Genomic DNA, 14592 nt, shown 5'->3' with positions numbered 1-14592 from the left:
ACTATATATCTGAAATTATTTTGCTATGAGATTATGCCTCTACGTTTTGGGGTTCTATAAATACCGTGACCAAAGGTGCGCATGTTTGGCACCCACAATTTAAGCTGCTGCTCATGCTTGCTTGGTTTGGTTAGGTATAAAGCTGACGTTACCGCGTTTTCAACTTTCTTAGCATTATCACGATAGATCATGCCAATACCCAATTTGCCATTTTTCTCATACTTCTGCTTAGTCTCTGTATCGTGATAGTTATAGTACTCACCTAAACCACCTGTCATCATTTTCCATTTTTCACCTACCTCTTTTGCTAGATACCAGTCATTTTGTCTTTCTGAGCCATCGTATATTAGGAGTAAATGACAGTGCAGTCCGCCCTCAATACCACCTTGTTCAAGAGCCCATGCATAGCCTTGCAGATGCTCAAAGCATGTTTTCTTATTACCGATAAGATCTCTAAATTTTCTCATGTGACAGTCAAAATCTTCAATAGATACATGGTGGCTGGTTTCTTTTACGTATTTTAGGTCGATACGGATAAAGAGCAGTCGTGAGTAATGATTAATCAGGCTGTGTACATAGTTCTTTAATTCCCTTTTATTGTACGATTCTTGATAAATGAACGCCTGACGTTCATTCTCAATATCATTTTTATAGCATGACAGTATGTTGATAAAACGCTTTGTTTTATCATGATCCCAAATCACATTTTCTGGATAGGTATCACCAACGATCGCTTGAGTGCTACTAAAAAATGCTAAGACTGGCTGTGTATAAAATAACTCAGTATTGAGATGATTCATGAACGGGTAATACAACCCGTTCAGTTTATCCATAGTCTCATTAAAGCTGATGGTGTTCGCCAGTATGTCCGTAACCAGACTGTGAACATTAGCGACAACTAGAGGTTGATTAAGATGTGAATACGGCATGGTAGTGCTCCTATGAAGTTGGTTTCATAGGGTAAGGTCAGTCTGTATTTTTATAATATTAACTGCTGAGAGTTGCGCTCTCAGCACTAGAATAAATGATAATGGCATTATTAATAATATAAATAACCCACTAAGGATGAGCTGCCAAAGAGCAGCTTTTTGCTTGTGTGCTTGATGTTTTTTTATCGGAGCAGATGCAGTATTGCTGTCTGCGTTAGAGTTCCGATTAGGATGGAGTTAGCTGACTGGGGTTGTCAAAACGTATCATATATTGTTCTTGCTTAGTGGAGCCCATCCCGCTTAGTGATGAAATCATCCATTCAAGGGCACGCAGATAGTACCTAAACGAAGCATTTATATTAGGCCGAAATCACTCACACTTATTGCTAGAACGAAACTTATATACAAGGTATAGTCAAAGCAGAAAGATGAAAGAATAAATTCAGTCTATTTTAAGCTAAAAAACGGTGTAAGACTGCTCACGCCTCTATATTAGGGAGTTCTTATGTAGTAAATACATACTTTTTTCCTACTAAAATAGACTATTAACCCACTTTTTAAGAGTTTTTTTGAAGGAAATCTGGCTATGATATACGCTAATAATTCGAATTATAATGATGGAAACTCGGCTCATAATTATGATCGATTGAACGACAATTACGAAATCCCGGTTGAAAAAAGTGGATGTGCTTCTATGGCTTTAACAGCTACATCTGATAATAATGGGGCTGTAGTAGAAGGCGATAATCAGCCATCTACTAGTTTAAATCAAGAAGTGCTAAATCAAGCTAATGCATATCATCAGGCTCAGCAATATAAATTTAGTACTGACTTGTATTTTTACCATGCAAAGCAAAACTGGAAAAACCATGAGGATTTTTATAAAACGATTGGAAGTTTTAATGAGGAGGATTGCAAGAGCTTGGTATTTGCGCACAATGTATATTTGGGAAATTTATCAGCTAATATCGAATTTGATAAGGGAGCGTTCAAATCCACTTTGATCAGCATATTCAAGTCTCAGCCATATCCAATTCCATACTTTCACGAGCTAATGCGATTTAAAATTAACAACCAGCTGCCAGATAGCTCATTGAACTGGATAAAAGGTGATCTTCGTAGCGCCCTGCACATCGCTTATTTAGTTCAAGGGTTTTTTTACAATAAAACTATGGTTGGAGGTACTGAGTTAATTTCTCATATTTCGAATTATTTAAAATATGAGATTATGCATTTCAACTACACTCCACTCACCCTTCCGTATTATGCAAATTATGTAGTCGAAAACAATCTTCCGTTAATATGGCGTATAGAAACTATTAAATCTGTATATTTTAGAAATCGTACTGATAGAGAAATTAAGTGGCTCAAGGGTGATGATAGTGATCAAATTGAATGGGCTTATAATTATCTAAGCTCAGACAAGAGAGATCACCTTATACTTCAGGATATCTTCATACCCTCCTCTATAGAGGACAAGTATAATTTAATCTTAGCGAGTCTTGATGTCCTATCAAATGCAAAATACACATATGAGACTCTTACTAAAAATATAGATATGAGCGACCCTACAGTTGATCTTGAGTCAATATCTGAAATATCATATAGAGCCAAAATTATAGAGAACATGAAAGACGCATGGGCTAAATTCTCAACGAGCAACAAAAATGAAGATTTAAGTGAAGTCAAGATATATAAGAAAAATCAAGATCAATTGGACTCTATCATGAAAGCTAAAGGAACGACTGCCAACAAGGTTATAAGTCAAATCATTGAAAATGAATATAAAAAAGTTTTCAACAAAAACTAGGTGGTTTAGTAGGGAAAGCCACTCGATTTGATGTAATTATTAAGTGTTTGATCTAATGTTTTGAATGGCTAACTTTATAAAAAAATTATCAAATTATTCTAATAGCTCCTGCAACTCTACTTTCGTCATACCCTTATTAATAAGCGCTTGAATAAGGTGTTGTTTATCAATTGCTTCAAGGCCATCAGCTTGATAACTACCTAACGACCTCTCAATTTGCTGCCTTGCTGTTTGAAAGTCTACTACCTTACCTTTGTCTCGGAGCAGATCTAAAAAGTCCGCCCAGACCTGCATGATCTTACGCCGTTCTTCTAAGTGCTGCGCGTGGTTATAAACCGCGCGAATGCTGCTTTTTTTATCATGCGCCATCTGCTTTTCGATCGCATCGCCCATATAGCCAAGCTCGTTTAGGTTGGTAGAGGCGATGTGACGAAAGCCGTGACCTGTCTGTTTGCCTGCGTAACCCAAGATATCGAGCGCATTATTGATAAACTCTTCACTATACGGCTGATGCATACCCGTGTGGTAAAACACATATTCATATTTCCCTGTGATTGCTTTCATCTCTTCTAATACTGCCAGCATTTGATCTGATAGCGGTACGACATGCTTACGCGCAATTTTAAGGTTATCAATATCAACACGCCATAAGCGATTGGCAAAATCGATATGACTCCACTTCATCATACGCAGCTCGATGGTACGACAGAATGAATATGCTAAGAATTTCATACCTAATCGGGTTTGGTCGTGACCATGATAGCCTTCGATAGCTTGGAGTAGGGCAGGCAGCTCATTGATATCTACATGCTTCATGTGCTGACTTTTGGCTTTAGGATAGAGTGCTTTTAGATCATCGATTGGGTTTTGGTCGATGATGCGTTCGCGTTTGGCACGTCTTAAAACATTAGCAACCAGATCAATAGTGCGTCTAGTCACCTCACGTGGCGGCTCACCTTTTGTGTTCACACGCGTTTCGATCTCATCTGCCATCGATCGACAATCCTCAAAGCTTACATCTTTTAGTGCAATGCCTTCAAAATGAGGCAATACGTCTTTATGCATCCGGTTATAGTCTTGCTGATAGGTACGCGGCTTAACGTTGCGCTTGCGCTCAGCGAGCCAGTCTAAGGCGTAGTTATTGAACTTTTGCGCGTGGATGTTAGCAAGCTTGTCTTGACGCTTTTTATTTTTTGGGTCGATACCATCAGCGAGCAGCGCTTTAATGTCAGTATTGGCTTGTCTAGCTTCAGCAAGCGACATGATGGGGTAAGTACCGAGTGTGAGGCGTGTCTGCTTACTATCAAAGCGATAGGCGCTTATCCATGTCTTTGTGCCAGTATTGCGTACTAATAGCTGTAAGCCTTGCTGATCACTGTATTTGTCAGGACGTGAAGGTGTGCATTTCTCACTAGGTTTAAGCTTGCGGATCTTACTATCGCTTAGCATGTTGGTCTATTCCCTATGGCTTAAAGCTATATGAATCAAGAAATACAACAAGTACGTTGGTCTAATGCTGAATCATAAAGCCTAAATGTTGGTCTTTTTGAGGTCTAATGAAATAATAGACCAACGAATAGACCAACACAAGCCGCGGGATAGGTGGGTTATGTTCGGATAGATTGGGAAAGTAGTAGGCATAAAAAAAACGCTAGAAGCGTTATTTATAAAGGGCTGCAAAGGTATATGGGAGCGTTTGGGACAAGGTGGGAAAAGTAGGATATTATAAGATTGGCGGTGAAGGAGGGATTCGAACCCTCGATACGCGATTAACGTATACACACTTTCCAGGCGTGCGGTTTCAGCCACTCACCCACTTCACCGTTTTTTGAACGCCTAAGTATAGCGGATACCATTTAAAATGTCACGACTTGCGCGCTATCTTTCTTTATTGCTAACTGCCTGCTAGGATAGCAGATACGCAATGATGAGTATAAATGGTTGAAGATTGAATGATAAGTTTCCGTGAGCGCACATATGGAGTTAAACACAGCATACTAATGACTGTCATGACAGTTGTAATAGGTGTTAATCAGGCACATGCTGATAATTTCACGCAGTGTAGCCAATCTTTTTATGGTGGTATCTATCCTGAATTTACCAACACCAAGCTAAGTAATAAGACACAAACACTATGCATGGATGGCTTTGCCGTTATGTACTCTGGTGTATCACGGACACCGCTGTGGTCAGCAGAACATCTAGATCGTGCGCGTCTGCAGCAAGCCAAACAGATCGACCGTGAAGACAGTTTTCACGAAGAAAGCAAGCTCCCAGAAACAGCACGCGCGTCATTGTCTGACTATTCAGGTTCTGGTTATGATCGCGGACACCTAGCACCAAATGCCAATATGGCAACGCGCAGCCAGCAATATGATAGTTTTAGTCTGGCCAATATCGCGCCGCAGTCGCCGCGCAATAATCGTTATATTTGGCGTAATATTGAGTCTGCTACTCGCTATTTGACCCAGCAATACGGTGAGGTTTATACCATTACTGGCGTCGCATTTACCAATAAAAAGACCAAGCAGCTTGCCAATCGTGTGCTTGTACCCAGCCATTTTTTCAAAGCAGTGTATATACCCGCGACCAATCAGGCAGGGGTATATTACGCACCAAATGACGAATCTGAACGCATTGATGTTATTAGTATCGATGAGCTGACCGCTGAAACCGGTATCGATGTCTTGCCGATGTTGGACATTCAAACCAAGCGAGAAGCATTGGATTTGCCATTGAAGGCAGGTGAGAGTTCAGACACAACTGATGCGTCAGCTCAGGAGCCGGATTGGATGCTATTCGTCTGGGCTATTTTGGAGTGGTTACTTGCGCAGTTAAAGGCATAGAGCAAAACGTAGAATACTTTTTGAGTTTTAAATACACCATAAGGATACACACATGATTGACCCATTCGCCAATGATCACCAAAGCATGCAGGTTGGTGATCTTGTTATTGAAAACCAAAAGGACAAAATCATCATCTATGGTGATATTGACCTGACTTTGGATGCATCCGGATATGAACACGCTCAGCAATTGCATGAGCTAATGAGTCGGGTCATAAACATATTTGAAAGTAAAAACCTTTATAATAATAATGATGATAAGTCAAAGGAAAATGATGACCAATTGGGCAAAGATATCGACAATCCCTTCTTGTAAGTCTTTGATATGGTTTTATTTTATAGAAATAATAAAGTATAAAAAAATTACTAGGCAAAGTCGGAAAATTGATTATAATGAGTCAAGACATCGCTTATGTCGCTCAAAATCTTTGACAAAGAGTTATGAGCAATATCGATAACCTACGCTTTATAAGTAGGGAATCGCAAAGCTTGTAATAAAAGATTCTAGCAAAGGATAAGCATAGGAGATCAGAAACATAATGTTTCGAGCAATCATTGTATGAAGGGAGTCAATCTATGAAGTTATTTACAAAAACCACGTTAGCCGTTGCTGGTATTGGTATTGCTAGTATGGCATTTGCTGCTGACCCATTAGCCAATACGACTTGGCAGACATATGATGAAGGCAAGCCAAAAGGTACGGTAAAAATTACTGAGTCAAATGGGGTACTGACAGGTACGCTTATTGCTACTAACTCAGCCAAAGGCAAAAAGCATATAGGCACGACCATTATTAGAGGTCTAAAATCTGATGGTGGCGGTAAATACAGCGGTGGTACGATTACTGATCCTGAAAAAGGCAAAGATTATCGTATGACGGCAAATCTAAGTGGTAATACTTTGAAGCTAAGAGGCTATATTGGTCCATTCTCTCGTAGCCAAGAGTGGAAAAAGAAATAAGTCGATCAAGTAGTTTTTTATCAGATCTGTACTTAATAGATAAAATCCCGCACTACCGAAAGGTACTGCGGGATTTTTTATGTTTTACATTTTATTGTGTCAGTAAGGGGAGGTTACTCAATAAAATAATAAACGCTGACACTACGGTAAGTAGTATCAGCGTATCGAACGATAGGGTTTAGACTATTAAGAGGTCTTATCTGATAAATTCTGGATAAGCTTCCATACCACACTCTGCAATATCAGCACCTTCATATTCATCCTCTTCAGAGATACGGATACCGATGACAGCTTTGATGATGACCCAAACGATGAAGCTTGCAACAAATACCCAAACAAAGATGGTCGCAGCGCCTGCAATCTGACCGATGAAGGTAGATGCTGGGTTGGTAATTGGTACGATTAGTAGACCAAACAGACCAACCACGCCATGAACTGAGATTGCACCCACTGGATCATCAATTTTGATTTTATCTAACGCTAAGATTGATAATACGACGATGACACCAGCGGCAACACCGAAAAGAGTGGCTTGTAGCGCAGAAGGGGTTGATGGCTCTGCAGTAATGGCGACTAGGCCGGCTAATGCACCGTTTAGGAGCATGGTTAGATCCGCTTTACCAAAGATGATACGAGCGATTATCAGAGCACCCACAGCACCGCCAGCAGCAGCAGCATTGGTGTTCAAGAATACCATGGCAACAGAGTTGGCACTGGCGATATCGCCAAGCTTGAGTACTGAACCACCGTTGAAACCGAACCAACCCATCCATAGGATCAATGTACCAAGCGCCGCAAGTGGAAGATTGGCGCCAGGAATCGCACGTATCTCACCTTTAGGACCGTATTTACCTTTACGGGGTCCTAGGAGTAATACACCTGCTAGAGCAGCAGCAGCGCCCGCCATATGGACGATACCAGAGCCTGCAAAGTCAGAGAAACCCATGTCACCTAGGTTAAATAACCCAAAGACATCGTTGCCGCCCAAGTCCAACTGCCTTCTAATGGATAGATAACACCAGTCATGACAACAGCAAATAATAAGAAAGCCCATAGCTTCATACGCTCAGCAACAGCACCTGAAACGATTGACATACAAGTCGCTACAAAGACTACTTGGAAGAAAAAATCTGAGGCTGCAGAGTAGACAGAGTCACCACTAAAGCCATTTTCGGCAGAGGCTGCTAACGCGTCTTCTACCAAGGTGTCGCCGCCTGCAATTCCGCTCAAGAACAGATCGCCACCATACATAATAGCGTAGCCGCATATCATGTACATAGTACAGGCGGTCGCAAATAGCGCGACATTCTTAGTTAAGATTTCGACCGTATTTTTTGATCGGACCAATCCGGCCTCTAGCATAGTGAAGCCAGCTGCCATCCACATGACCAATGCCCCACAGATCAAAAAGTAAAACGTATCGAGCGCATACTGGAGCTCAAAGATTTGACTTTCCATTTAAATTCCCCTTGAATTTACAATATAGATATCGGTATGACCGATAGATAAAAATGCAGTAAGAGCCTTTCTCTATAAATCGATGTTTATAGATATGGCCTCAAATCTAGATAGCATCAGGTCCGGTTTCGCCCGTACGGATACGAATGACTTGCTCAAGCGCAGTGACGAAGATTTTGCCGTCACCAATCTTGCCAGTGCTAGCGATACGAGTGATTGCTTCAATAGCAGGTTCGACCATCTCGTCGATCACAGCGACTTCGACTTTTACCTTAGGTAAAAAGTCCACCACGTATTCTGCGCCGCGATAGAGCTCTGTGTGACCTTTTTGACGACCGAAACCTTTGACTTCAGTGACGGTAACACCTTTAACACCGATGTCAGAAAGCGCTTCACGCACATCGTCGAGCTTAAACGGTTTTAAGATCGCAGTGATTAGCTTCATAAAAAATTCCTTATTTGTGTGATGCCGCAGATTGATAGAGGCATTATGGTGCATCGTCGTATCTCTGCTTTGCTTACGATAAGTTATTCAAGAACTGTGCCAACCTACTCAAGGGGGAGGTAGAATTGGGTTTATTTATTCAAAAATAACCGCGGTTGCAACAGAGTATATGGGTGACGATGTAATGATGAGAGCCATCATTATAAACATAGTAAAAGCGAATCAACCTTTAGCGTTTGGTTAATGAAAACTTTATTATAACCAACTTTGTAGGTGCTTGGGGAGGCTATCCCTCTATTTCATGTGACGATTTGCTAACTTGAGTTTAGTAATAAAATGAACGTTTGATGACAGCTGATTAAAGCTAAATAGAGGAGAGGTCGCGGTAAGCGGCAGAGACCAAAAGAGTCATTGGTGCTCTGCGCTTATATAGATAGGCTATGTGTGTAGATAAAACGATGCTTAAGCCTTAGGAAAAAGGAGGTATGGTGTTTTGGTGCTGCCTAATAACTTCTTAGTATCGCTGCCTTGTAGCAACTCACGTAAACGCGATTGGCCAAACGCGCCTGTTATGAGTAGGCCGATATCGTTTTGGTTTTGGTAGTAATTTAAAGCCGCCGCAACATCACGGCAGTCTAATAATATTTTTTTAGATTTGATACCTGCTTGCTTGAGCTTCGCGTATGCTTCACGTAGGGCGTCACAGTTATCAGAGGTTTCTTTACCGATCATGACAATATGAATGGTCAAGGCACGCACGAGCGGGGTCTTACACAACCAATTAAGTAACTTATGGCATGTTGGACTGTTGTCAAAAGCAAACAAAGCGGTAGTAGGGGGCAAAAATGGTGCATGTGTCACCAAAATGGGGCAGTGGCTGACTCTAATCAGTTGTCCTAATGTCGATTTGCACGTGACATGATGACCGATAACGATCAATTGTGCTTTGTCATCGACGTAATCGATACTCTGGTTCAGGTTTTCATGACGATGCAAGGTATAAGTTTTAAGCTTATGAGGCTTTTGCTCGCAATACGTGGTAGCTTGAGACAGTAATAGTCTGCCCTGTGCTTTTAGTTCACAGTTGCCCAAATGCTCTTTGGTTGTGAACTGCTCAAGCAAGGCATTTTCATCATCGATATTGAGACAACCAGAATAATTGATTGCAGCTTTTTGCTGTAAGCTTGGGACTGAATGTAGCAGTCCTACAGGCGCGCGCAAGCGAATAGAAGCCCACATGCTGGCCTCTAATACAGCTTGAACATGATCAGGACAGTCCAAGCAAGCAATGACACTATCTGGTTTTAAGTTACTCATAAAACGGCCACATCATTCTAATCATCAAAATCAGCCACTCAGCGTAGGGCTAAGGCATCACGTACATACCCAACTCTTTTGACCAACGCAGCTGTCTATTTATCCATCGATTCACAAAACCTTGCCATACAACCTTGCCATACATCAATGACAAGTTAGACGTAGATTTGCTTAATCTAATAAGCCAATATCTCGGCGATCGTGAATAGAGAAGCGGTCAATCAGTGTTCGACTCGCATTGTTGAGTCCTACCACTTTGACATTAATACCTTCACGTTGCAAGCGCATGACCAGCTTGTCCAAGGTATCAACAGCACTGATGTCCCAAAAATGTGCATTGCTGACGTCAATTTGAATGCTGTCTACCGCTTCTTTGGTATCAAAGCTATTCAAAAACTGTGTCGTAGAGGCAAAGAATACCTGTCCTTGAACATAATAATAACGGGTATTGCTACTATCATCGTACTCACTGAATATGGTTAAGAACTGACCAATCTTATTGGCAAATGCTAAGGCAGATAGCAACACGCCAACACCAACGCCATAAGCTAAGTTGTGCGTAAAGACAGTGGTCAATACCGTCGCTAGCATCACTATATTGAATGACATCGGATGGGTTTTGAATTCGCGAATAGATTGCCAGTTAAACGTGCCAATCGATACCATAATCATGACAGCAACGAGGGCTGCCATTGGGATTTGGCTGACCCATTCACTCAAAAACACCACCATGATAAGCAGTACTACACCTGCGATCAAGGTAGAAAGGCGCGTGCGTCCACCGGATTTTACATTAATCATTGACTGACCAATCATCGCACAGCCTGCCATACCACCGAAGAAACCTGACACCACGTTAGCTATGCCTTGACCACGGCATTCTTTGTTCTTATCACTTGGCGTATCGGTCAGCTCATCGACAATCGTCGCAGTCATCATAGACTCTAATAAACCCACAATGGCAAGCGCAATAGAATAAGGAGCAATAATCAACAATGTATTTAGGTTCAATGGAATATCAGGCAATAAAAACACAGGCAACGAATCTGGCAAATCACCCATGTTACCGACGTTACGAATATCAAGATTCATATACATGGCGACCGCTGTCAAACCAACGATACAAATCAATGGAGAGGGAATCACACGGCCTATTTTAGGGATAAGTGGAAACAGATAAATAATTGCCAAACCCACAGCTGTCATGATATATACCGTCATACCGACACGCTCAGTCATGGGATTTAATTCTGGTAACTGGGCGGCGAATATCAATATTGCCAGTGCGTTGACAAAGCCAATGACGACTGAGCGCGAGACAAAGCGCATCAAATTACCAAGCTTTAGGATGCCCATGACGACCTGAATGACGCCGCACAATAAGGTCGCAGCCAGTAAATACCGCAAACCATGATCGGCAACCAAATCAACCATGACTAAGGCCATAGCACCCGTTGCTGCCGAAATCATACCTGGACGACCACCGACAAAACTGATCACCACAGCGATACAGAATGAGGCATATAGGCCGACTTTTGGATCCACACCTGCGATAATAGAGAAAGCAATGGCTTCTGGAATAAGCGCCAAGGCGACAACCAAGCCCGATAAAACGTCACCGCGAACGTTGGAGAACCACTCGTCACGCAAGTTATCAACAAAAGATATCATAAGTAAACTACATAGGGTTAGAGGCAAAAAAAGTAATCATTACTCATTTATAAAATGATCGTGTCACTAAAAATAGCTATTCATTTTTCTTTTACGTCAACATGCACAGGTCATGTTGCCGTGTTGGAATGTGAAAGGTCAATCATAAGTATGTCTACTGATTTTTTTGGTATCACAAATACGCTCATCAATATTCAAAAAGATGATAAGAGCAATAAAACTACCTAAAATATGGTTTGAACCAGATTGCTTAAAATAGGCTATAAAAAAGACCTATCGTAAGACATAGAATCAGCAATCACTTGCTGCAGTAGAGGGTAATCAATAATCTGCCAGAAAAGAATGCGGGTCTGACATCTCGTTGTAACACATGAATCATTGCTAAAGAGACGTGACAATAGCGCGATTAATGTGACAACATGATAAACTAAAATGCTTGGGTGAACTGCTTTATCATATAGCAGTGTCACGCATCAATTAAGTTAGCTATTATAGCATTAGCCACTGAATATAAAAATAGGCGAATAATAGCACAAACACATAAAAAATCAGTACCGAAATCTGAACGATACCGTTATGATGCTTGTCATCTCGACGGTGTCATTTGGAGTCGCTATCCGCATCAGTGTGCTTGATGACATCTCGCTCGTTCAATAGAAGGAATAGATATGACCGCTCATAACGCAACAGAAACCTTGATCCACAAGGGTAATGGTCTACAGGTCGTGGTTGGTTTGGGACAGTCTGGGTTATCGGTCGCGCATTATCTTGCCAAACAAGGCTATCAAGTGGCGGTAACAGATGCACAGGTCGCGCCTACACTGGCAGCACAATTGCCAGATGAGATTGAGGTTCGTCAGTTTGGTACCATTGACGCAGAATTATTGCAGCAAGCTGCCCGCATTATTATCAGTCCTGGTATCTCGCTTGACACACCTGCCATTGCAGCAGCTCGTCACGCAAATATTCCCGTCGTCAGCGACATTCAGCTTTTTTGTGAGGCTTGTACGGTGCCGATCGTGGCGATCACAGGCTCCAATGCCAAAAGCACCGTGACCACCTTAGTTGGGCAAATGGCAGCAGACGCTGGTATCAATGTGGGTGTAGGCGGCAACATAGGGATACCAGCACTCACTTTGCTGGATAATACGAACATGGAGCTGGCGGTGCTAGAACTATCTAGCTTTCAACTAGAAACCGTCACAAATTTGGGGGCAAAGGTTGCCACTGTCCTCAATATGTCACCAGATCATCTCGATCGCCATGGTGATATGCTGGGCTACCATCAGGCCAAACATCGTATTTTCCAAGGCGCTAAGTCCGTCGTCATCAACCGTGAGGATGCACTCACCCGTCCATTGGTTGCAGACAATCTGCCAAGGATCAGTACTGGCATCCATGCGCCTGACAAAGGACAGTACGGCCTGATAACAGATGGGGAAGGTCAAACATTTATTGCGCGTGGTACAGAAAGGTTACTGTCCGCAGACAAACTGTTGATGAAAGGACGTCATAATCTGCTAAACGCGCAAGCAGCTTTAGCGCTCGGTGAGCTTGCAGGTTTGCCCCTTGAGAGTATGCTCGAAACGTTACAGCAATTCACAGGTCTTGAGCATCGCTGCCAGTATATAGGGAGCTTTGCTAATATCGACTATTTTGATGATTCTAAAGGCACCAATATTGGCTCGACCATGGCTGCTATCGAAGGGCTAGGCGCGGTCTATGCACCAAAAGATGGTAAGCTATTATTGATTTTGGGCGGGCAAGGTAAAGGTCAGCAGTTTGGCGAGTTGACGCCCTTTATCAATCAGTATGTCAGCCAAGTGCTGTTTATTGGTGAGGATGGCAAGCAGATTGAGCAGCATTTACGCGCAACGAAATTAAGCGACGATGTGGCATTGCATCAATGCCAAACATTAGAAAACGCCTTTGTCACTATTCAGCAAGTCACTGCCAGCAGCCTATCGCAAGTGCAAGCGGTATTGTTGTCACCTGCCTGTGCCAGTTTTGATCAATACAGTGGTTATGCGGCTCGCGGTGAGCATTTCAGTCGATTGGTTGCTCAGTTAGACACGGCACAATCAGATAGCACGATTATCAGTTAAAAGTTTTAAATGGCTATGGGCTCGAACAGATTAGCTTAGATAGTGTAGTAGCATGTGAGTTACTTATTAACCAAAGCAGCATTTCTCGTATAAATGATTGTTTTGCTTATAAATTGCTGCTACTGTCGATCGTAATGACTCTGGTTGCTAGATAAATGATTGCTCAAGCATTTTTTGATGATTGAGGGTTTTTATCATCGTCTATCTAGTAAGATTTACTTTATGATTTTTTAAACGGTGGCGTTTCATAGACGTCGTGTTTTTTCGTTTGTTAGTGTATATAAAATTATGGCGCTCTCTTCTTTTTTTCGTTCTTCGCCCAAAACCAAGCAAGCCTCTGGCTCAGATGGTGTGCTTTCTATGCCATCAGCGCGCGCAATTTTACTATCGAGCGTAGGTTGCATGATGGTACTTAGTCTGCTGATGGTGGCTTCTGCTTCTATTCCTTTTGCGCTCAGTCGCGGTATGACGGAGCTGTATTTTTTCAATAATCAGCTACTTTACATGACGATTGGGTTAATCGTCGCCATTATCCCTTATTATGGTGTGTCGTTACGGACGCTATATAAGACTGAAACGCAGTTTCTTTTGTTGGGTATTACTGGTATTTTGCTGGTGGCAACGCTGTTTAGTACACCCATTAACGGCTCTAAGCGCTGGCTCACGCTGGGAGGCTTTAACTTTCAGGTAGCCGAGTTGGCTAAGCTTGTCATGATTGTGTTTGTCTCTGATTTTGTGGTGCGCCGCTCTTTTGAGGTTCGTAATGGCCTAGACGGCTTTTTACGCATTATGCTAGTGGTGGTACTGATAACGATACTGCTATTGTCGCAGCCAGATTTTGGTTCTTTTGTCGTTATTTTGGGGACGCTATTTGCGATTTTTTATATCGCTGGAGCACCTTATAAGCATTTCTTAGCATTGGGTGCGGCAGCCGTTGGTGGCGCAGTGTTGATGGTGACCACGGCAGAGTATCGATTGGTACGTGTGATGTCGTTCATGGATCCGTTTGATGATGTGCAGGATACCGATTATCAGCTGGCACGTAGTCTGA

General features: G+C 42.2%; 13 protein-coding genes and 1 tRNA gene. 6 read left to right on the top strand and 8 right to left on the bottom strand.

The genetic code is table 11. The features are described 5' to 3' along the window. Nucleotides 1-23 precede the first annotated feature (23 nt). Nucleotides 24-929: a YagK/YfjJ domain-containing protein gene (locus tag CUR83_RS00070; RefSeq protein ID WP_144297489.1), complete on the bottom strand. Its 906-nt coding sequence runs from the start codon at nt 927-929 to the stop codon at nt 24-26. A gap of 586 nt (nt 930-1515) precedes the next feature. Between CUR83_RS00070 and CUR83_RS00065 the strand changes: the two genes are divergently transcribed. Next, nucleotides 1516-2739, top strand: a complete 1224-nt coding sequence (locus CUR83_RS00065; protein WP_284718825.1) for a hypothetical protein — start codon at nt 1516-1518, stop codon at nt 2737-2739. Between the two features lie 93 nt (nt 2740-2832). On the opposite strand, the gene CUR83_RS00060 is transcribed toward CUR83_RS00065, so the two are convergent. Continuing rightward, nucleotides 2833-4188 carry a tyrosine-type recombinase/integrase gene (locus CUR83_RS00060; RefSeq protein ID WP_284718824.1) on the bottom strand — a complete coding sequence of 452 codons (1356 nt, stop codon included), beginning with the start codon at nt 4186-4188 and terminating at the stop codon, nt 2833-2835. 283 nt (nt 4189-4471) lie between these two features. Next, nucleotides 4472-4562: transfer RNA gene (locus tag CUR83_RS00055), tRNA-Ser, on the bottom strand. A 186-nt stretch (nt 4563-4748) separates the two neighbouring features. On the opposite strand from CUR83_RS00055, the gene CUR83_RS00050 reads away from it, so the two are divergent. The 3 genes from CUR83_RS00050 (at nt 4749) to CUR83_RS00040 (ending at nt 6545) form a co-directional block, all read left to right on the top strand. Beyond that, nucleotides 4749-5585: a DNA/RNA non-specific endonuclease gene (locus tag CUR83_RS00050; RefSeq protein WP_227674111.1), complete on the top strand. Its 837-nt coding sequence runs from the start codon at nt 4749-4751 to the stop codon at nt 5583-5585. A gap of 52 nt (nt 5586-5637) precedes the next feature. Next, a complete protein-coding gene (locus CUR83_RS00045; protein ID WP_093070137.1) occupies nt 5638-5901 on the top strand; it encodes a hypothetical protein in 264 nt (87 codons plus the stop codon). Nucleotides 5902-6161: 260 nt separating this feature from the next. Further along, nucleotides 6162-6545 carry a DUF2147 domain-containing protein gene (locus CUR83_RS00040; protein ID WP_058023491.1) on the top strand — a complete coding sequence of 128 codons (384 nt, stop codon included), beginning with the start codon at nt 6162-6164 and terminating at the stop codon, nt 6543-6545. 196 nt (nt 6546-6741) lie between these two features. Here CUR83_RS00040 and CUR83_RS00035 read toward each other — a convergent pair whose 3' ends face one another. From CUR83_RS00035 to CUR83_RS00015, 5 genes are all read right to left on the bottom strand, one after another. Continuing rightward, nucleotides 6742-7533, bottom strand: a complete 792-nt coding sequence (locus tag CUR83_RS00035) for an ammonium transporter family protein (RefSeq protein WP_284718823.1) — start codon at nt 7531-7533, stop codon at nt 6742-6744. After that, on the bottom strand, nt 7497-8003 hold the full coding sequence (locus CUR83_RS00030) for an ammonium transporter family protein (protein ID WP_284718822.1): 507 nt from the start codon (nt 8001-8003) through the stop codon (nt 7497-7499). Before CUR83_RS00030 ends, CUR83_RS00035 begins: the two co-directional genes overlap by 37 nt. A gap of 106 nt (nt 8004-8109) precedes the next feature. Then, on the bottom strand, nt 8110-8448 hold the full coding sequence (locus CUR83_RS00025; RefSeq protein WP_010197981.1) for a P-II family nitrogen regulator: 339 nt from the start codon (nt 8446-8448) through the stop codon (nt 8110-8112). Nucleotides 8449-8910: 462 nt separating this feature from the next. Beyond that, nucleotides 8911-9765, bottom strand: a complete 855-nt coding sequence (locus tag CUR83_RS00020; RefSeq protein ID WP_093070142.1) for a universal stress protein — start codon at nt 9763-9765, stop codon at nt 8911-8913. Nucleotides 9766-9936: 171 nt separating this feature from the next. Beyond that, nucleotides 9937-11436 carry a SulP family inorganic anion transporter gene (locus CUR83_RS00015; protein ID WP_093070144.1) on the bottom strand — a complete coding sequence of 500 codons (1500 nt, stop codon included), beginning with the start codon at nt 11434-11436 and terminating at the stop codon, nt 9937-9939. A 668-nt stretch (nt 11437-12104) separates the two neighbouring features. Here CUR83_RS00015 and murD point away from each other — a divergent pair. Beyond that, nucleotides 12105-13541 carry a UDP-N-acetylmuramoyl-L-alanine--D-glutamate ligase gene (gene murD, locus CUR83_RS00010; RefSeq protein ID WP_093070146.1) on the top strand — a complete coding sequence of 479 codons (1437 nt, stop codon included), beginning with the start codon at nt 12105-12107 and terminating at the stop codon, nt 13539-13541. Nucleotides 13542-13829: 288 nt separating this feature from the next. Beyond that, nucleotides 13830-14592 (top strand): FtsW/RodA/SpoVE family cell cycle protein (locus CUR83_RS00005; RefSeq protein ID WP_284718821.1); only part of this gene is annotated, 763 nt, incomplete at its 3' end.

Origin of the sequence: Psychrobacter pocilloporae (genome assembly GCF_029872915.1) — a bacterium.
In the GTDB taxonomy this organism is placed as follows: domain Bacteria; phylum Pseudomonadota; class Gammaproteobacteria; order Pseudomonadales; family Moraxellaceae; genus Psychrobacter; species Psychrobacter pacificensis.
The sequence above is the reverse complement of the archived record's forward strand: the minus strand, read 5'-3'. Positions and strand labels throughout refer to the sequence as shown.